We start from the raw sequence: 18,594 nt of genomic DNA on the forward strand, positions 1-18,594 counted from the left end.
CCGTGCGGGCGCCGGGGGCCGGTCAAGGGCGGAAGGGCGGCGGGGTCAGCCGCTGTAGGGCTCGGCCTTGAGGATGGTGACGGAGGCCTTCTTGCCGTTCGGCAGCTCGTACTCCGCGTCCTCACCGACCTTGTGGCCGATCACGCCGGAGCCGAGCGGGGACTGCGGCGAGTAGGTCTCGACGTCCGCGCTCGCGTACTCGCGGGAGGCGAGCAGGAAGGTCATGGTGTCGTCCTCGTCGCCGTCGAAGGCGATGGTCACGACCATGCCGGGAGCCACGGTTCCGTCCGCGGACGCCGGAGCCTCGCCGACCTTGGCCTTCTCCAGGAGCTGGGTCAGCTGGCGGATGCGGAGCTCCTGCTTGCCCTGCTCTTCCTTGGCCGCGTGGTACCCGCCGTTCTCGCGCAGGTCGCCCTCCTCGCGCGCGGCCGCGATCTTCGCGGTGACTTCCTCGCGCGCGGGACCAGACAGGTACGCCAGCTCTTCCTTGAGCTTGGTGTACGCCTCCTGCGTAAGCCAGGTGACGTCTTCGCTGGTCTGGGTCACAGGTGCTCCTCGTAGGTACTGGGAATACAAAGCATCGCCCTACCCAGAAGAATGTTCCTTCACGGAAGGGCGAAACCACGAGCCTAACAATTCACGGGCCAAAGGGGGAGGACATAAGCCATCAGAAATACGTCGACGCAGGTCAGGGTCGAGTATCGGGGGTGACGTCAGTCGGCGTGACAGCCCAGCAGCTCGGCCGTGGTGCCCGGGGCCGTCGTACGGAGTGTGACGAGCTTGTCGATGCGGGTGGCGTCGCCGTCGAAGCGGAAGTCCGCCCGGCCCACCTCGGCGCCGTCCGCCGACTGGGAGCGGACCGTGCAGTAGCCGGAGGCGCCGGAGTCCTTGCGGACCTCCAGATGCACCTCGACCGCGGACGGCTTCGCGTCGAAGGCGATCACCTCGCCGCTGATCTTGTTCTGGCCCACGTAGTGATAGGCGAAGTAACCGATCAGCACGAGCAGGAGGGTGCCGAGCACGGCGCCCGCGATCCTGAGCTTGTGGTCGGCGCGCTCGTCCGAGGAACGGCCGTAGCGGCCCTCGGGCAGCTGAGTGCTCGCCGTGCTCATGATCGTCTCCTGGTAAACCAAGACCGTGGAATGAAACGCCCCCCGATTCGGTCACTATAGAAGCCGCCGTTCGCGCCCGAAGACACCGGGGGCGCCGACCTACGAGGATTGAGTCTTGACTGACCAGCTGCGACTGATGGCCGTGCACGCCCACCCCGACGACGAGTCGAGCAAGGGCGCGGCCACCATGGCGAAGTACGTGTCCGAGGGGGTGGACGTGCTGGTCGTGACCTGCACGGGCGGGGAGCGCGGCTCCATCCTCAATCCGAAGCTCCAGGGCGACAAGTACATCGAGGAGCACATCCACGAGGTACGCAAGAAGGAGATGGACGAGGCCCGCGAGATCCTCGGCGTCAAGCAGGAGTGGCTCGGCTTCGTCGATTCCGGCCTGCCGGAGGGCGACCCGCTGCCGCCGCTGCCCGAGGGCTGCTTCGCCCTGGAGGACGTCGACCGGGCGGCCGGCGAGCTGGTCAGGCAGATCCGTTCCTTCCGTCCCCAGGTGATCACCACCTACGACGAGAACGGCGGCTACCCGCACCCCGACCACATCATGACCCACAAGATCTCGATGGTGGCGTTCGAGGGCGCGGCGGACACCGAGAAGTACCCGGAGGCCGAGTACGGCCCGGCCTACCAGCCGCAGAAGCTGTACTACAACCAGGGCTTCAACCGGCCCCGCACCGAGGCCCTGCACAACGCGCTGATCGCGCGCGGGCTGGAGTCGCCGTACGCGGACTGGCTCAAGCGGTGGGAGGACTCGCCGATGCGGGACCGCACCCTGACCACGCACGTCCCGTGCGCCGAGTTCTTCGAGATCCGCGACAAGGCCCTGATCGCGCACGCCACCCAGATCGACCCCGACGGTGGCTGGTTCAAGGTCCCGCTGGAGATCCAGAAGGAGGTCTGGCCGACGGAGGAGTACGAGCTCGCCAAGTCCCTCGTCGATACCTCCCTCCCCGAGGACGACCTCTTTGCGGGCATCCGCGACAATGCCTGACATGAGCGCAAGCGCAAGCCTGGCAATGACCCACGTCGTGACCTTCGCCAAGGAGGTCGACGAGGACAAGGTCACCCCCGGCGTCCTCGGCTTCATCGTCTTCGCGGCGATGGCCCTGGCGGTGTGGGCCCTGATGAAGTCCATGAGCAAGCACATGAACAAGGTCGACTTCAAGGAGTCCCCGGACGACGGCGCCTCCGACACCGGAGCCTCCGCCAAGGAGACGGCCACCCAGGGCACGGCCGGCCGCAGCACCGAGGGCCCGTCCGGCGAGGCCTCACCGGGCAAGGGCTGACCGGCACGACCGCGGCGGGAGGGGCACGTAGGGCGCCCTCTCCCGCCGACGGCTGCGCGACCCTCGCAGGCAGCAGGCAGCAGGCAGCAGGCAGCAGGCAGCAGGCAGCAGGCAGCAGGCAGCAGGCAGCAGGCAGCAGGCAGCAGGCAGCAGGCAGCAGGCAGCGGACGGCCGCAGCTGCGCGCAGAGGGCCCCGGGGGTACCCCCCCGCCACGGCCGCGCCAGGATTCCCCGGGCCGCGCCCCCGCCGCGGGCCCGCCCCGCGACGACCGAGCCCGACCACGGCACGCCGTAACCGCGCCCCGAGCGCGCCTGCACCCCGGCCTCGCCGCATCCCTCACCCCGCCGTCCCGCGCCCATCACCAAACGCGGCGTAAAACGTGCGGCCGCGCCACGCGCCAGACGCCTCGCGGAGCGCGCCGGCCCCGCCACGACCGCACCCCGCCTGCCCACCTCGCCCGCCCCCCGGCTGACGTCCCCGGCTCGCCCACCCCCGCCGCACCGGCCCCCCGGTCAGATCTCAGCCGGCCTCACGAGGACGGTGCCGTTGCCGCGACCCCCATCACCTCCCGCGCATGCCGATTCGGGACCATGCCCAGGCGCCAGGCCTGCCAGCCTGCCTCCAGGTTCACTCCGCGTTCCAGGAGGAGGGTGTAGGCCTCGACGTACTCGTCCAGCTTGGCGTCGCGGTGGGCGTGGCCGTGGCGGGCGAGGTCGGCGAGTTCCTCCGCTGCCACCGCCGAGCCCACCTCCACCCCGCCCGGCGCCGCATACGGCAGCAGCGTGCAGCGCAGGAAGCGGGACCAGTCCTCGCCGCGGCGGTCGCCGTAGGAGGTGAACAGGGCCGTCGCCTCCTCGCAGAGGGTGAGGGCCTGGGGCGTACGGCCGTTGCCCGCGTCGACCACCGCGAGTTCCAGGCAGGTCCAGGCCTCACCGTGGGCGACGCCGATGCGCTGGAAATCGGCGCGGGCGTCGACCAGCAGCTGGCGGGCGAAGCCGGAGTTGCGCAGGGACCCGGTCTGCGCGGCGCGCTGGTCGCGGGTGGCGCGGGCCGAGTGGTGCCGGGCGCAGGCCAGGCCGTAGACGTCCCGCATGCGGGAGAACATCGTGCGGGAGCGCTCCAGCTCACGGACCGCGAGGTCCAGGTTGCCCGTCTCCTCCAGCGCCTGCCCCAGGTAGTACACCGTCCACGCCTCGCCCCGCGCGTCCTCGTTGTCGCGGTGGCGGGAGGCCGCCTGGCGCAGACCGTCCACCGCCGCCGACGGGTCCCCGGCCACCAGCCGGGCCCGGGCCAGCTGGGTCAGCGCCCACGCCTCGCCACGGGCGTCACGGGTACGGCCGTACAGATCGAGCGCCGTCCGCAGTTCCGACTCCGCGCGCGGTATGTCGCCCATGCGCAGGCTCAGTTGGCCGAGCTGGAAGTGGGCCCAGGCCTCGCCGTGGACGGACTCGCCGGCGCGGTGCAGGACCAGGGAGCGGGTGAGCAGGTCCAGGGAGTCCGCCACCCGGCCGCGGTCGCGCTCGACGGCCGCCAGAGCGTGCATCGTCCAGGCCCGGTCGGTGGCCAGCTCGGGGACGGACTGGAGCCGCAGCGCCTCCTCCAGCCTCGCCGCCGCCTCCGTCAACTGGCCCTGGTGGTGCAGCGTGATGCCCAGCGAGCACAGGGCGCGCGCGGCGCCCGCGTCGTGATGGGCCTCCATGTAGAGGTCGACCACCGAGGTCAGCGTGGTGCGCGCCTTGTCCAGTTCGCCCAGCTGACGGGCGGCGATACCGGTGCGCCACTGCACCGAACGGACCAGCAGCCCCTGGTCCACCGCCTGCGCCAACTCACTGATCTCGCCCAGCCGGTAGAGGTCGCCGCGCAGCAGGCAGTAGTCGCACAGCGCGCCCAGGAGGTTCAGGACCGCCCCCTGGTTCACGCCCTCCGCGTGCCGCAGTGCCGCCGTGATGAAGCTCGACTCGTCGTCCAGCCAGCGCAGCGCCTCGTCCAGGGAGGTGAAGCCGTGCGGGCTGAAACGGTCCGACCGGGTCGACATGTTGCCGTCCACCAGCCGCAGCACGGAGTCGGCGAGATCGGCGTAGTTGACGATCAGACGCTCCTGCGCGGCCGTGCGCTCGGCCGGCTCCTCCTCGTCCAGGAGCCTGGCCTGGGCGAACGCGCGCACCACGTCGTGGACGCGGTAACGGCTGCCGCGGACGTTGTCGATCAGGCCCGCACGGGTGAGCGCGACCAGGTGCCGGGTCGCCTCCGTCTCATCGGTGGCCAGCAGCGCGGCCGCCGCGGCGGCACCGAGCGAGGCCCGGCCCGCGAGCGCGAGCCGGCGCAGCAGCCGGCGGGCCGGCTCCGACTGGTCGGTGTAACGCAGCCACAGGACACGCTCGATGGGCTCCACCGGGCCGTACGCGCTGAGATCCGTGGCCAGTTGGCGGGGCGAGCGCGGACCGAGGGACGAGCCCGCGATGCGCAGCGCCAGCGGCAGACCGCCGCACAACTCCCTGATGAGCTCCGCCGATTGGGCGTCGTACGGGCCGGGCGCGGACTGGGCCGCCGCGTCCAGGAGCTCCTCGGCGCCCGCCGCGTCCAGGGCCTCCACCGGCAGTTGGTGCACCTGCGCGGCGAGCTCCCCCGGCAGGTCGAGCGGACCGCGCGCGGTGACCAGGACCAGGCTGTCGGAACGCTCCGGGACCAGGACCCGGACCTGCTCGGGGTCCGAGGCGTCGTCCAGCACGATCGTCACCGGCAGCCCGGCCAGATGCTGGTGGTACAGCTCGCTCAGCCGCTTGACCTGCTGGTCCGGCGAGGAACGCTCACGGAACAGCAGCTGCTCGCGCGGGGCGCCGAGCCGGTTCAGCAGATGCAGCAGCGCGTCCCGGGTGGACAGCGGGGGCTCCTCCGGGCTGTCGCCGCGCAGGTCCACGACGCACGCGCCGCGGAAGTAGTCCTTGAGGTCGTGCGCCGCGCGGACCGCGAGTGCCGTACGGCCGCTGCCGGGCGGTCCGTGCAGCACGACCACCGTCGGCCGGGTCTCGGTGGTGGCGCGCGAGGCCTGCACCCACTGCCGGATGCGGCCCATCTCCGCCCGCCGGTCGGCGAACTTGCCGACGCGTTCCGGGAGTTGGCCGAACGACTGCTCCAGCACACTCCGCCCGCGGGCCGCCGCGCTCTTGTCGGTGCCGCGCAGCCGCGGACCGCCCGCCTTCTTCGGGCCGGTGGACGCGCTCAGCACCCGCTGCTGGTCGAGGAAGGGCCGGATGCCCCGCACCTCCAGGGCGGTCAGCCACTGGAGCCGCAACTGCTCCGGACCGCCGGGCTGGCCGAACGCGCCCGCCCGGTGGTGCGCGGCCGGCAGATGCGAGCCGGCCACCTTCACCACGGTCGCCGCCGCGCCCGCGACCCCCACGACCAGGCCCGCGCCGAGCGCGGTGCCCGTGCCGGTGCCGAGCGCGAGGTCGGCGACGGCCGCCGCGACCGCGGCAACCGCCGCCACCAGCAGGGGAGTTCCGGCCGCCTCCTTCGCGTACCGCTGCCCGAAGCTGACCTGACCGGCCTGCGCCTCGTCCAGCGCGCGCGTGTACGCCTCGTACTCCTCCGCGGCCGACTGCGCCATCGCGTCCAGCGATCCGCGGGCCCGCGACAGCAGTACGACCCCGTCGACCCGCCCGCCCGAACGCCGCACCTCCTCCTCCACGGCCCGCACCAACAGCCGTTCGGCTTCCGCCCGATGGGCGTCCCGCATGTCACTTCCCCCTCCGGCGGCAACGGCTTCGCCTATGAGTGTCCTTCGGGGCGGGCGTAAGCGCGAGGGGGCGGCGATCATCCGATGTGACCTCAGGACCGCTCGCTCGTTTTCACGGATGTGGGGCAGGTGATCGAATGCGGGGGTGTCGTGAAGCGTCGTGAAGCGGAAGACTCTGGCGGGCTGGTTCCGGTCGTGTCCTACGCGCGTACATCGCAGGACGACCGGCAGCGTGACGGACACGGCGTGCGCTATCAGCTGCGGATCAACGAACGAACCGCGCGGGAACACGGCTGCGTCGTGGTTGCCTCGTACAGCGACAATGGCCGCAGCGCATCCAGGCAGGGCGTGGTGAGACCCGGGTTCGAGCGGATGATCGTGGACCTGGTGCGCGGGCGCACCGACAGCGGCCGGCTCATCGCGGGGGTCGTCTGTGTGGCGGACGACCGGCTGTATCGCCGGGTCGAGGACATGGCTCGGTTTCTGGCAGCCCTGACCGGTGCGCCGGGCCGGATCCATCTTGACCAGGAAGGCGTCCGAGACCCGTACTCGCGGGAGGGTGTGATGCAAGCGGTGCGGTCGTTGGACGCGGCCGTCACCGAGACCCGGGTCAGGAGCCGACGCTTGACGAACTGGCACTGGGCGCGTGCTGTCGAGGGCGTGCCCCACAGCGGGCCGCGGCCCTTCGGATGGCTGGAGGACAGGATCGGTCTTCACCCCGAGGAGGCGGAACTCGTCGCTCGGGCGGTGGGCGAGCGGATCTCCGGGAAAGCGGTTCGGGCCATCGCACGCGACTGGTGCGAGCTCGGGATCACCGGCACCCGGGGCGGCAGACCCAACGGCCAGACCGTCACGCAGATCATGACGGCGCCCAGGGTGTGCGGATACCGGGCGAACCGCGGCGAACTTCTCCTTGATCCCGCCACCGGGATGCCGGTGCTCGGCCAGTGGGAGCCCATCGTGACGCCCGAGGACTGGCGGGCGGTGTGCTCGACGTTCTCACCCGGCAGTCTGTTCATGCATCGAGGCAGCGGTGCCCCCAGACGCACCGCCAGTCCGCGGCCGGTGCCCCGCCATCTCGGCACGGGCTTTCTCCGGTGCGGGGCGGAGGGGCCCGACGGCGAGGTGTGCCGCGGTTCCCTGTGCGCCCAGAAGGGGCGGAGCAAGCAGAGCCCCTACGTGTACTCCTGCCGCGACTGCAGACGGTGCAGCATCAGCGGGCCCCTGGCCGACACGGCCCTCGAACGCCTGCTCTTCGACGAGGGGCGAAGCGGCCGGCTCCCCAAGGACACGCGGCAGCGGTGGCAGACGGACATGGCCCTCGAGGAGAAGCGGAAGATCGTGGCATCCGCCCTCGCCCACTGTCTCGTGCGCCCCGGTGCGAAGACCGATCACACCTGGGACTTCTCACGGGTCGAGCCGGTCTGGCGTTGAGAGGATCGAGCGGCGCGGAAGGCGGGACAGGCCGAGCGGCAGGCCATGTGTCACCTGTCGGTGCCGGTCGGGCACGATGGGGACATGCCGAACCGACTGGCCCACGAGACGTCCCCCTACCTCCTCCAGCACGCCGACAACCCGGTCGACTGGTGGCCCTGGTCGGCCGAGGCCTTCGAGGAGGCGCGCGAGCGGGGTGTACCGGTGCTGCTCAGCGTCGGTTATTCGAGTTGCCACTGGTGCCATGTCCTCGCCCGGGAGAGCTTCGAGGACGATGTGGTCGCAGCCTTCATGAACGAGCACTTCGTCAACATCAAGGTCGACCGTGAGGAGCGTCCCGATGTGGACGCCGTCTACATGGAGGCCGTGCAGGCTGCCACCGGGCAGGGTGGGTGGCCCATGACCGTGTTTCTCACACCTGAGGCCGAGCCGTTCTACTTCGGGACGTACTTTCCGCCCGCTCCCCGGCAGGGCATGCCCTCCTTCCGGCAGGTGCTGGAGGGGGTGCGGGCCGCCTGGAGCGACCGGCGGGACGAGGTCGCCGAGGTGGCCGGGAAGATCGTGCGGGATCTCGCCGGGCGGGAGATCTCCTACGGCGACTCGCAGGCACCCGGTGAGGAGCAGCTCGCCGCGGCCCTGCTCGGGCTGACGCGGGAGTACGACCCGCAGCGCGGCGGATTCGGCGGGGCGCCGAAGTTCCCGCCGTCCATGGTCGTGGAGTTCCTGCTGCGGCACCACGCCCGCACCGGCGCCGAGGGCGCCCTCCAGATGGCCCAGGACACCTGTGAGCGCATGGCCCGCGGTGGCATCCACGACCAGCTCGGCGGCGGTTTCGCACGGTACTCGGTCGATCGGGAGTGGACGATTCCGCATTTTGAGAAGATGCTCTACGATAATGCCCTTTTGTGCCGCGTCTACGCCCACCTCTGGCGCGCCACCGGGTCCGAGCTCGCCCGGCAGGTCGCGCTCGACACCGCCGACTTCATGGTGCGGGAACTGCGCACCGAGCAGGGCGGGTTCGCCTCCGCGCTGGATGCCGACAGTGACGACGGGAGCGGCCGGCACGTCGAGGGCGCGTACTACGTATGGACGCCGGAGCAGTTGCGGGAGGTGCTCGGGGAGGAGGACGCCGAGCTGGCCGCGCGGTACTTCGGGGTCACCGAGGAGGGCACCTTCGAGCACGGGCAGTCCGTGCTGCAACTCCCGCAGCAGGACACCGTGTTCGACGCCGGGAGGATCGAGTCGATCCGGCGGCGGCTGCTCGACGCGCGTGCGCTGCGGCCCGCCCCCGGCCGGGACGACAAGGTCGTCGCCGCGTGGAACGGTCTCGCCATCGCCGCGCTCGCCGAGACCGGCGCCTACTTCGACCGTCCCGACCTGGTCGACGCCGCGCTCGGGGCGGCCGATCTTCTCGTACGGCTGCATCTGGACGAGCAGGCCCGTCTCTCCCGTACCAGCAAGGACGGCCAAGTCGGTGCCAACGCCGGGGTGTTGGAGGACTACGCCGATGTCGCCGAGGGGTTCCTCGCGCTCGCCTCGGTGACCGGGGAGGGGGTCTGGCTCGACTTCGCCGGGTTCCTGCTCGACCATGTGCTGAGCCGGTTCACGGGGGAGGGCGGGGCGCTCTTCGACACCGCCGCCGACGCCGAGCGGCTGATCCGGCGGCCGCAGGATCCGACCGACAACGCGGTGCCCTCCGGGTGGACGGCCGCCGCCGGGGCGCTGTTGTCCTACGCCGCGCAGACCGGGGCCGAGCCCCATCGGGCCGCCGCGGAGCAGGCCCTCGGGGTGGTCAAGGCGCTCGGGCCCCGGGTGCCGCGGTTCATCGGGTGGGGGCTGGCGGTGGCGGAGGCGTTCCTCGACGGGCCGAGGGAGGTCGCGGTCGTGGGGCCGTCGCCGACCGACCGCGCGACAAGGGACCTGCACCGTACGGCACTTCTGGGCAACGCGCCGGGTGCGGTGGTCGCCGTGGGGACTCCGGACAGTGGTGAACTCCCGCTGCTCGCCGACCGGATCCTCGTCGCCGGCGAAGCCACCGCGTACGTCTGCCGGCACTTCACGTGTGACGCGCCCACGACGGACGCGGAGGCGTTGCGGGTGGCGCTGGGCGGCCGGGCGCTGGACGGTTAGGCGCTGGGCGGTCGGGGCCTGTCGGTCAGGGCCTCAGGGCCTGTCGCGCGGGCCCTCCGCCGAGCGACGCCCGGCAGGCACTCTCGCCGCGCCGAACACCACGCCGAACACCACGCCGAACGCCGGCCCAAACGGCACGCCGAACCCCGCGCGGCCGCCCTCCGGCGACGAGGCCCCTTCGCCGCAGGCCCTAAGCGTCCGCCCCGCCGTGGAACTCGGCCAAGGCGTGCTCCACGATCGTCTCCAGCTGTTCGTGGTGGGCGCCCTTCCAGTACGCCCTGCCGCACTCCTCGCACTGGGCGAAGACGTCGTACGAGCGGTGGGTGCCGCTCTCCAGCCGGTCCGCCACCTCCTCCCTGGTGGCCGCGCGCAGCAGGCCGTTGCAGGCGGTGCAGCGGGTCCAGGGGCGCAGGTCGGGGCGGAAGCGGTCCAGGACGTCGTGGAGCTGGTCTTCGGGGCGGGTGCTGTAGACGTAGGCGCCGGCCCACAGCTCCCTGCGGTGCAGGAGGCCCCGGTCGCGGCTGAGCATGACCCGTTTCTCGGTCGCGGAGCGGGTGGCGAGGGCCGGGTCGCCGATGTCCGTCGACTCGTACGCCGTGTCCACGCCGAGCAGGCGCAGCCGGCGGGCGAGGGTGCCGAGGTGGACGTCGAGGAGGAAGCGCAGGGGTGCGCCGGGGACCTGTTGGGGGCGGGTGACGGGCCTGACCTCCACCGCGTCGCCCGCGGCGGGGACGTACGACTTCGGGACCTCGCGGCCGTTGACCCGCAGGGCGCCGACCTCGGTGAGCGGGACGCCGGACGACTCGACGACGTGGCCGAGGGAGGAGACCCCGTCGGTGGTGAGCGGGGTGGCTCCGCTCCGGCGGCCGTGCGGGACGAAGAGGGCCAGTTCGGGGGCGAATTGGATGTGGATCTCCGGTGCGCTCACCCGGTCAGGATGTCATGCGGGACGGCGCCGGCCTCAGGGTTTTCTCGGGGGCAGGCCGTGCTCGATGACGGTGAGGGCACGCTCGATGAGGTCGGCGAAGTCGTCCTGGAAGTCGTTCTCCGCCCAGTACAGGGAGACCTCCGCGAGGCCGCCGATGAGGGACATCGTGTAGACCCGGACCTCCAGGCTGTCCCCGGGGCGGCCGGTGCGCTCGGCGACGGCCTCGCCGAGCATGCGGCCGGTGACGGACATGCTCTCCAGCATCCGGGCGCGTACCGCGGGGACCTGGAGCATGAGGTGGGAGCGGAGCCGGGTGGCCTCCTGATCCTCGGTGAGCCCGACCTCGACGGCCTTGCGCATGACGTACCGCAGTGACTCCATCCACGGCTCGTCGGCGGGCCGGTCGTGGAGTTCCCGCACCAGGATCGGGTCGTACTCGTCGGTGAGGACGATGTCCTCCTTGGTGGGGAAGTAGCGGAAGACCGTGGAGGGCGACACCTCGGCACGCTCGGCGATCTGCTCGACGGTGGTGGCGTCGTAGCCCTGTTCGCGGATCAGGGCGTAGGTCGCGTCGCGGATCGCCGTGCGTGTCTTGATCTTCTTCCGCTCGCGAAGTCCCAGCTGGGGGCTGTCGGAGAGGGGGAAGGAGCGTGCCGGTGTCATGGGAGTCATTGTCGGGCATCGGCCTCCTCGGCAGCCATGTCCGGGGCGGTGGAGGTCTCGGTGGGACGGGGTGTGGCCGGCAGGAAGGCCGCGGCGAGCAGGGCGGCGACGAGGGCCGCGATCCCGCAGACGAGCAGGACGACGCCCATGCCGTGGACGTACGCGCTGTTCGCCGAGGCCAGCAGGTCGGCCGAGCCGGTCCGCTGGGCGACGAGGTGCGCGGCGACCACCGACTCGCCGGCGGTGTCCGCGGCCCCCGGAGGCAGCCCGGTGACGTCGAGGCGGTCCCGGAAGCCGGCCGCGAGCAGGCTGCCGAGCAGGGCGATGCCGATCGCGCCGCCGACCTGGCGCATGGTCATCAGCAGTCCGGCGCCGCTGCCGGCCCGGTCGCGGGGCAGGGCGCTGAGGCCGCCGTTCATGGCGGGGATGAGGGCGAGGCCGAAGCCGAATCCGGTGAGGGAGAGCCACAGTGCGACGAAGCCGTAGCCGGAGTCGATGGTCGTACGGCTGCCCAGGATCCCGGCGAAGGCCAGGACCACCAGGCCGGCGCTCACGGTGGCGCGGGCGCCGAAGCGGGCGACGACCTTCGGGGCGAGGCGGGAGGCGAGCAGCAGTCCGCCCATCATCGGCAGCAGGCGGACGCCGGTGCCGAGGGCGTCGTGGCCGAGGACGGCCTGGAGGAAGGGCGGGAGCACGAACAGCAGGCCGGAGAGGATGAAGTTCACCAGGGTCGCGGCGACGGTGTTGAGCAGGAAGCCGCGGTGGGTGAGCAGGGTCATGTCGAGCATGGGGCGCTGGACCCGGCGTTCGCGCACCACCAGGGCGGCGATCAGCAGGGCGGACCCGGCGAGCATGCCGAGCACGAGCGGGTCGCCCCAGCCGCGGGTGGGTGCCTCGATGATCGCGTAGACCAGGGCGCCGAGGCCGGTGACGGTGAGCGCGGTGGAGAGGGCGTCGACCCTGGGGGAGGCGGGGTCGCGGGTCTCGGGGAGCAGGAAGACGCAGGCGGCGATGCCGAGGGCGGCCATCGGGACGTTGACCAGGAAGACCGAGCCCCACCAGAAGTGGTTCAGCAGCCAGCCGCCGATGATCGGGCCGAGCGGCAGGCCGAGCGCGGAGGCGGCGGAGACGATGCCGACGGCCTTGGTGCGCTCGTCGGGGGCGAAGAGCGTGGGCAGGACGGAGAGCGCGAGCGGGGTGACGAGGGCGCCGCCGACGCCCATCACCGCGCGGGCGGCGATCACCGCGTTCACGTCGCCTGCCAGGGCGCCGATCAGGGAGCCGGCGAGGAAGATCCCGAGTCCGGTGATCAGCATCCGGCGCCTGCCGAAGCGGTCGCCGAGGAGGCCGGCGGGGAGCATCAGGGCCGCGAAGACGACGACGTACGCGTCCGCCATCCACTGCTGGGCGCCGGTGCCGGCGTCGAGGTCGGCGGCCATGGTCGGCAGCGCCACGTTGAGGATCGTCAGGTCGAAGCCGAGCGTCAGCATGCTCGCGACGAGGGCGGCCAGGGCCCACCAGCGGCGCGGGTCTGGAGGAGCTGGAGTGAGAGTGTCCATGAAATGAGAGTAACTCTCAAAAGCTAGGGAGTGTCAATCGATTTCGGCATGCAAAAAGGGCCACGGCGTCAAGCCGTGGCCCTCGAAAGGCGGGGAGTGAGGTTATGCGTGCTGGTACGCCACCAGTGAGATGCCGACGTAGTGGACGACGAACGCGGCGAGCGTGAACGAGTGGAAGACCTCGTGGAAGCCGAAGTAGCGCGGTGACGGGTTCGGTCGCTTGATGCCGTAGATCACGCCGCCCGCGCTGTAGAGCAGGCCGCCCACGATGACCAGGACGAGGACCGCGATGCCGCCCGTGCGCATGAAGTCCGGCAGGAAGAAGACGGCTGCCCAGCCCATCGCGATGTAGCAGGGGGTGTAGAGCCAGCGCGGGGCTCCGACCCAGAAGACCCGGAAGACGATGCCGGCCAGCGCGGCGCCCCAGATGCCCCAGAGCAGCCACTGACCCTTGGCGCCCGGGAGGAGCAGCATCGTCAGCGGGGTGTAGGTGCCGGCGATGATCAGGAAGATGTTGGCGTGATCCAGTCGGCGCAGGACGCCGTCCATGCGGGGGGTCCAGTTGCCCCGGTGGTACAGCGCGCTGACGCCGAAGAGCAGGCAGGCCGTCAGGGCGAAGATCCCGCAGGCGATGCGGCCTCTGGTGGAGTCGGCGAGGGCGGTGAGGACCAGTCCTGCGATGAGAACGGCCGGAAACATGCCGAGATGCAGCCAGCCGCGCAGCTTGGGCTTGATCGGCTCGGCGAGCTGCTGGGCGTGCTGCTTGATCTGGTGCGGCAGGGAAGGCGCTTCGGCGTCGTGGGCGGGCGGCGTCATGCCCGGCATCGTACCTACGGAACCGTAAGTTACGCATGAGTGCGGGATGAGGAACGGCCGAGAGTGGCCATCATCTCACGGGAGTTGAGCAGTAAAGAAGCGGTCAGCTGAACGCTAAGTGCACGCAAATAAACGCGCTGTGTCCATCGGGAGCGTGGCGATCCTCACTCCGCTCACCTGTGATGCCCTCTGGACAGATGGGCACTCTAGTCGGATGATCAAATGAGTGCGGTCGGCACCGGATGAGCGCCAAGGTCACCACCGAATGGCGCGAGATGCATCCGGGCCGCAGCCCCCACGGGGCCTCCAAACAAAAAATCCCTCATCTAGGAGCAATCGTGGCGCGCGACATCGCGGCTCCCCCCGTCATCCCCACCCAGCACAAGGAACTGATCTCGTGGGTGAACGAGATCGCCGAACTGACCCAGCCGGACAGCGTGGTCTGGTGTGACGGATCCGAAGCGGAGTACGAGCGCCTGTGCGAGGAGCTCGTCGCGAAGGGCACCTTCAAGAAGCTCGACCCGATCAAACGCCCCAACTCGTACTACGCGGCCTCCGACCCGACCGACGTCGCGCGCGTCGAGGACCGCACCTTCATCTGTTCCGAGAAGGAGGAGGACGCGGGCCCGACGAACCACTGGAAGGCTCCCGCCGAGATGCGGGAGATCTTCGCGGGGGAGAAGGGCGTCTTCCGCGGCTCCATGAAGGGCCGGACGATGTACGTCGTCCCGTTCTGCATGGGCCCCCTCGGCTCGGACCTCTCCGCGATCGGTGTCGAGATCACCGACTCCGCCTATGTCGCGGTCTCCATGCGCACCATGACCCGCATGGGACAGCCGGTCCTCGACGAGCTCGGCTCCGACGGGTTCTTCGTCAAGGCCGTCCACACGCTGGGCGCCCCGCTGGCCGAGGGTGAGGCGGACGTCCCCTGGCCGTGCAACTCCACCAAGTACATCTCGCACTTCCCGGAGTCCCGCGAGATCTGGTCCTACGGCTCCGGCTACGGCGGCAACGCCCTGCTCGGCAAGAAGTGCTACGCGCTGCGGATCGCGTCGGTGATGGCCCGGGACGAGGGCTGGCTGGCCGAGCACATGCTGATCCTCAAGCTCACGCCTCCGCAGGGCGAGTCCAAGTACGTGGCGGCGGCCTTCCCCTCGGCCTGCGGCAAGACCAACCTCGCCATGCTGGAGCCCACGATCTCCGGGTGGACCGTCGAGACCATCGGCGACGACATCGCCTGGATGCGGTTCGGTGAGGACGGGCGCCTCTACGCGATCAACCCCGAGGCCGGCTTCTTCGGCGTGGCGCCCGGCACCGGTGAGCACACCAACGCCAACGCGATGAAGACGCTGTGGGGCAACTCCGTCTTCACCAACGTGGCGTTGACGGACGACAACGACATCTGGTGGGAGGGGATGACGGAGGAGACTCCGGCGCACCTCACCGACTGGAAGGGCAACGACTGGACTCCGTCCTCCCAGAGCCCGGCCGCGCACCCCAACGCCCGCTTCACCGTCCCCGCCTCGCAGTGCCCGATCATCGCGCCCGAGTGGGAGGACCCGCGCGGGGTGCCGATCTCGGCGATCCTGTTCGGCGGGCGGCGCGCGTCGGCGGTGCCGCTGGTGACGGAGTCCTTCGACTGGAACCACGGTGTCTTCCTGGGCGCCAACGTGGCCTCCGAGAAGACCGCCGCCGCCGAGGGCAAGGTCGGCGAGCTGCGCCGGGACCCCTTCGCCATGCTGCCGTTCTGCGGCTACAACATGGGCGACTACATGGGGCACTGGGTCGACGTGGCCAAGGACAAGGACCAGTCCAAGCTGCCGAAGATCTACTACGTCAACTGGTTCCGGAAGAACGACGAGGGCAAGTTCGTGTGGCCCGGGTTCGGTGAGAACAGCCGGGTCCTGAAGTGGATCGTGGAGCGGCTGGAGGGCAAGGCGGAGGGTGTCCAGACCCCGATCGGCGTGCTGCCGACGCCTGCGGCGCTCGACACCAAGGGTCTCGAACTGGCCGAGTCCGACCTGGAGTTTCTGCTCACGGTCGACAAGGAGGTGTGGCGGGAGGAGGCGTCGCTGATCCCCGAGCACCTCAACACCTTCGGTGACCACACGCCGAAGGAACTGTGGGACGAGTACCGCGCGCTGGTCGAGCGCCTGGGCTGAGGTCCCCCTCTCATACCCCCGCGGCCGGCCCCGATGGGAGCCCTGACCCGTGATCGTCACGGGCCGGCCGCGGGCGGCGGCACAGTAGTCACGAACCGGCCCCGCACAATGGCGTGCGGGGCGTGCTGCCGCTTCCCTGCGGGGCTGGGCCCGGGTGCGTCGGGGTGGGTCCCGGCCCACGTGCGGGCGTGCGTCGGTCGTATGGGCGGGGCTGTGCCGGTGACTTCGGCGCGAGCCCTGTGCCGCCTGCGGGCGTGCGTCGGTCGTATGGGCGGGGCTGTGCCGGTGACTTCGGCGCGAGCCCTGTGCCGCCTGCGGGCGTGCGTCGGTCGTATGGGCGGGGCTGTGCCGGTGACTTCGGCGCGAGCCCTGTGCCGCCTGCGGGCGTGCGTCGGTCGTATGGGCGCGGCTGTGCCGGTAACTCGGCGCGAGCCCTGTTCCACCTGCGGGACTGCGTCTGTCGTATCGGCGGGGCTGTGTGTGTCGCAGTGACGCGGGTCCCGCCGCACGTTCGGGGCTGTGCCGCAAGCACGGACGCCGGCCCCGTCCAACCTGCTGAGCTGTGCCGGGGACGAGATGTGCCTCAGGTCGAACAGCACCCCCGTCGACCTCGTGCGCCCCCTCCCACTCCCACCCCCTCACCCACCAGGATGGATTCCTGCGTCCGGTGAGGGCAATCGTGGTCGTGGCGGGGCGCCAGGGGCATGCGCGTCTGGAGGCTGGCGGGCATGTTCACAGCTCATCTCAGACCGGTGCGGCGCCGGTCTCTCCTGGTTCGGGGCGGTGCCGTCGCGGCGGCCGTTCTCGCGCTCATCCTGGCCCTTCCCGGCAGTGCCGCCGCCGCCCCGGGTGACCTGGACACCTCCTTCAGCGGTGACGGCAAGGTGCTCACCCGGCTCGCCGACGACGACCAGGCCAACGACGTGGCGGTGCAGTCCGACGGGAAGATCGTCTCCGTCGGCACCTCCGCCGACAACTCCGTGACGGAGGCCCGCTGGGCGCTGACCCGCCACAACCCCGACGGCACCCCCGACACCGGTTTCGGCGACGGCGGCACGGTGACCACCGCCATCAACAACATGAACCCGGGCCTCCAGTGGAGCGAGGCCAACGCCGTGGCGCTCCAGCCCGACGGCAAGATCGTCGTGGCGGGCTATAGCTGGCGCGAGTACGAGGACTGCTGCTGGTTCGTGGTGGCCCGCTACAACACCGACGGCAGCCTGGACAACGGCTTCAGCGGTGACGGCAGGTACTTCGCCGACATCCCCGGCCCCACCGAGGCCCGCGACGTGGCGATCGACTCCTCCGGCCGGATCGTCGCGGCCGGCTACACCGGCGGCGAGATGGCCGTGCTCCGCCTCAACGGCGACGGCACCCCCGACACCACCTTCGGCGGCGACGGCACCGTGACCGCCAACCCCGCAGGACCGAACCTCCAGGAGGGCGGCGACGGGCGGGCCCTGGCGCTCCAGCCCGACGGGAAGATCGTCGTCGGCGGCGAGGTCGGCTCGACCCGCTTCGACTTCGCCCTGATGCGCTTCAACACCGACGGCAGCGTGGACACGAGCTTCGACGGCGACGGCATCGTGCGCACCGACTTCGGCGACTACGAGGCCGTGGAGGCCCTCGCGATCCAGCAGGACGGAAAGATCGTCGCCGCGGGCGGCAACAGCCTGGCCCGCTACAACCCGGGCGGCTCCCTCGACACCGGCTTCGACGGCGACGGCAAGGTCGTCCCGGGCGGCGTCGGGGTCTGGGACCTGGCGCTCCAGCCGGGCGACGGCCGGATCGTCCTCGCCGGAGGCGGCGGCCCGGGCGACTTCGCCGTCCAGCGCTACAACCCCGACGGCGGCCAGGACACCGCCTTCGGCACCGGCGGCACCGCCGGCGCGGACTTCGGCGGCGCCGACAGCGCCCGTGGCGTGGCCCTCCAGCCCGACGGGAAGATCGTCGCCGCGGGCCGGGGCGGACCCGACAGCGGCCTCGCGCTGGCCCGCTTCCTCGGCGGCGGCACCCTCCCGCCGCCCCCGGCCGGTGTGGACCTGTCGGTGACCAAGACGGGACCCGGCACGGTCAGCATCGGCGACCGGGCCACCTACACCGTCACGGTCACCAACAACAGCACCACCACCAACGCCACCGGAGTCTCCCTCACCGACACCTTCACCGGCCCGCCCGGCACGGTGATCTCGGCGACCCCCTCCCAGGGCACCTGCACCACCGCCGTGACCTGCGCCCTCGGCACCCTCGCCGCCGGGGCCAAGGCCACCGTCACCGTCGTCGCCGAACCCCGCGCCACCGGCGTCCTCACCGAGCGCGCCACGGTCACCGGCGGCCAGAGCGACCCGGCCACGGCGAACAACACCGCCGCGGTGACCTCCACGGTCAACAACGCCCGCGGCTGCACCCGCATCGGCACCAGCGGCAACGACAGCATCACCGGCACCTCCGGCAACGACGCGATCTGCGCCCTCAGCGGCGACGACACCGTCAACGCGGGCTCCGGCAACGACACCGTGCACGCCGGCTACGGCAACGACCGCGTGGACGGCGGCCTCGGCAACGACACCCTGGTCGCCGGCCCCGGCAACGACACCCTGACCGGCAACTACGGCACCGACAACCTCAACACCGTCGACAGCGTCTCCGGCAACGACACCGCCAACGGCGGCCCCGACACCGACACCTGTACGACCGACCCGGGCGACGTCCGCGTCAGCTGCCCCTGACCCCGTGCTGCCCGCCCCGGTCCTCCAGATAC

At 71.3% G+C, this 18,594-nt stretch carries 13 protein-coding genes; 6 read left to right on the plus strand and 7 right to left on the minus strand.

Annotated features, from left to right (window positions below):
- Positions 1 to 45 precede the first annotated feature (45 nt).
- Positions 46 to 546 (minus strand): transcription elongation factor GreA, encoded by a 501-nt coding sequence (greA, locus tag ACFULQ_RS43730; RefSeq protein WP_330264744.1) that lies wholly within the window; start codon positions 544 to 546, stop codon positions 46 to 48.
- A 167-nt stretch (positions 547 to 713) separates the two neighbouring features.
- The gene (locus ACFULQ_RS43735; RefSeq protein WP_383555844.1) at positions 714 to 1,112 is read right to left on the minus strand and encodes a DUF4307 domain-containing protein; all 399 of its coding nucleotides are present in this window, start codon (positions 1,110 to 1,112) and stop codon (positions 714 to 716) included.
- 136 nt (positions 1,113 to 1,248) lie between these two features.
- On the opposite strand from ACFULQ_RS43735, the gene mca reads away from it, so the two are divergent.
- Positions 1,249 to 2,109 carry a mycothiol conjugate amidase Mca gene (mca, locus tag ACFULQ_RS43740; RefSeq protein WP_383555875.1) on the plus strand — a complete coding sequence of 287 codons (861 nt, stop codon included), beginning with the start codon at positions 1,249 to 1,251 and terminating at the stop codon, positions 2,107 to 2,109.
- Positions 2,102 to 2,404 (plus strand): hypothetical protein, encoded by a 303-nt coding sequence (locus ACFULQ_RS43745; protein WP_383555847.1) that lies wholly within the window; start codon positions 2,102 to 2,104, stop codon positions 2,402 to 2,404. The genes mca and ACFULQ_RS43745 overlap by 8 nt, the downstream gene beginning before the upstream one ends.
- Before the next feature lie 530 nt (positions 2,405 to 2,934).
- On the opposite strand, the gene ACFULQ_RS43750 is transcribed toward ACFULQ_RS43745, so the two are convergent.
- Positions 2,935 to 6,141, minus strand: coding sequence for a tetratricopeptide repeat protein (locus tag ACFULQ_RS43750; protein ID WP_383555849.1), 3,207 nt, complete (start codon positions 6,139 to 6,141; stop codon positions 2,935 to 2,937).
- A 195-nt stretch (positions 6,142 to 6,336) separates the two neighbouring features.
- Between ACFULQ_RS43750 and ACFULQ_RS43755 the strand changes: the two genes are divergently transcribed.
- The gene (locus ACFULQ_RS43755; protein WP_383555852.1) at positions 6,337 to 7,575 is read left to right on the plus strand and encodes a recombinase family protein; all 1,239 of its coding nucleotides are present in this window, start codon (positions 6,337 to 6,339) and stop codon (positions 7,573 to 7,575) included.
- 84 nt (positions 7,576 to 7,659) lie between these two features.
- On the plus strand, positions 7,660 to 9,705 hold the full coding sequence (locus ACFULQ_RS43760; RefSeq protein WP_383555855.1) for a thioredoxin domain-containing protein: 2,046 nt from the start codon (positions 7,660 to 7,662) through the stop codon (positions 9,703 to 9,705).
- Between the two features lie 190 nt (positions 9,706 to 9,895).
- Here the strand turns inward: ACFULQ_RS43760 and ACFULQ_RS43765 are convergent, their stop codons facing one another.
- The 4 genes from ACFULQ_RS43765 to ACFULQ_RS43780 all read right to left on the minus strand — a co-directional run bounded on the left by ACFULQ_RS43765 (position 9,896) and on the right by ACFULQ_RS43780 (position 13,671).
- A complete protein-coding gene (locus tag ACFULQ_RS43765) occupies positions 9,896 to 10,633 on the minus strand; it encodes a Mut7-C RNAse domain-containing protein (RefSeq protein WP_383555858.1) in 738 nt (245 codons plus the stop codon).
- A 33-nt stretch (positions 10,634 to 10,666) separates the two neighbouring features.
- A complete protein-coding gene (locus ACFULQ_RS43770; RefSeq protein WP_383555861.1) occupies positions 10,667 to 11,305 on the minus strand; it encodes a TetR/AcrR family transcriptional regulator in 639 nt (212 codons plus the stop codon).
- The gene (locus ACFULQ_RS43775; protein WP_383555864.1) at positions 11,302 to 12,855 is read right to left on the minus strand and encodes a DHA2 family efflux MFS transporter permease subunit; all 1,554 of its coding nucleotides are present in this window, start codon (positions 12,853 to 12,855) and stop codon (positions 11,302 to 11,304) included. The genes ACFULQ_RS43770 and ACFULQ_RS43775 overlap by 4 nt, the downstream gene beginning before the upstream one ends.
- 102 nt (positions 12,856 to 12,957) lie before the next feature.
- Complete coding sequence (locus tag ACFULQ_RS43780; protein WP_383555867.1) at positions 12,958 to 13,671, minus strand: hemolysin III family protein; 714 nt, start codon at positions 13,669 to 13,671, stop codon at positions 12,958 to 12,960.
- A 338-nt stretch (positions 13,672 to 14,009) separates the two neighbouring features.
- Between ACFULQ_RS43780 and ACFULQ_RS43785 the strand changes: the two genes are divergently transcribed.
- Together ACFULQ_RS43785 and ACFULQ_RS43790 are read left to right on the plus strand one after the other, a co-directional pair.
- On the plus strand, positions 14,010 to 15,833 hold the full coding sequence (locus tag ACFULQ_RS43785; protein WP_383555871.1) for a phosphoenolpyruvate carboxykinase (GTP): 1,824 nt from the start codon (positions 14,010 to 14,012) through the stop codon (positions 15,831 to 15,833).
- 728 nt (positions 15,834 to 16,561) lie between these two features.
- On the plus strand, positions 16,562 to 18,562 hold the full coding sequence (locus tag ACFULQ_RS43790) for a calcium-binding protein (protein WP_383555873.1): 2,001 nt from the start codon (positions 16,562 to 16,564) through the stop codon (positions 18,560 to 18,562).
- Positions 18,563 to 18,594: the final 32 nt, after the last annotated feature.

Origin of the sequence: Streptomyces sp. NPDC057253 (assembly GCF_042669125.1) — a bacterium.
In the GTDB taxonomy this organism is placed as follows: domain Bacteria; phylum Actinomycetota; class Actinomycetes; order Streptomycetales; family Streptomycetaceae; genus Streptomyces.

Coding starts and splice junctions, on each gene's coding strand:
- ACFULQ_RS43735 (WP_383555844.1), bottom strand. CDS start 1,112: ATGAGCACGGCGAGCACTCAGCTGCCCGAGGGCCGCTACGGCCGTTCC.
- mca (WP_383555875.1), top strand. CDS start 1,249: ATGGCCGTGCACGCCCACCCCGACGACGAGTCGAGCAAGGGCGCGGCC.
- ACFULQ_RS43745 (WP_383555847.1), top strand. CDS start 2,102: ATGCCTGACATGAGCGCAAGCGCAAGCCTGGCAATGACCCACGTCGTG.
- ACFULQ_RS43750 (WP_383555849.1), bottom strand. CDS start 6,141: ATGCGGGACGCCCATCGGGCGGAAGCCGAACGGCTGTTGGTGCGGGCC.
- ACFULQ_RS43760 (WP_383555855.1), top strand. CDS start 7,660: ATGCCGAACCGACTGGCCCACGAGACGTCCCCCTACCTCCTCCAGCAC.
- ACFULQ_RS43770 (WP_383555861.1), bottom strand. CDS start 11,305: ATGACTCCCATGACACCGGCACGCTCCTTCCCCCTCTCCGACAGCCCC.
- ACFULQ_RS43775 (WP_383555864.1), bottom strand. CDS start 12,855: ATGGACACTCTCACTCCAGCTCCTCCAGACCCGCGCCGCTGGTGGGCC.
- ACFULQ_RS43780 (WP_383555867.1), bottom strand. CDS start 13,671: ATGACGCCGCCCGCCCACGACGCCGAAGCGCCTTCCCTGCCGCACCAG.
- ACFULQ_RS43790 (WP_383555873.1), top strand. CDS start 16,562: ATGTTCACAGCTCATCTCAGACCGGTGCGGCGCCGGTCTCTCCTGGTT.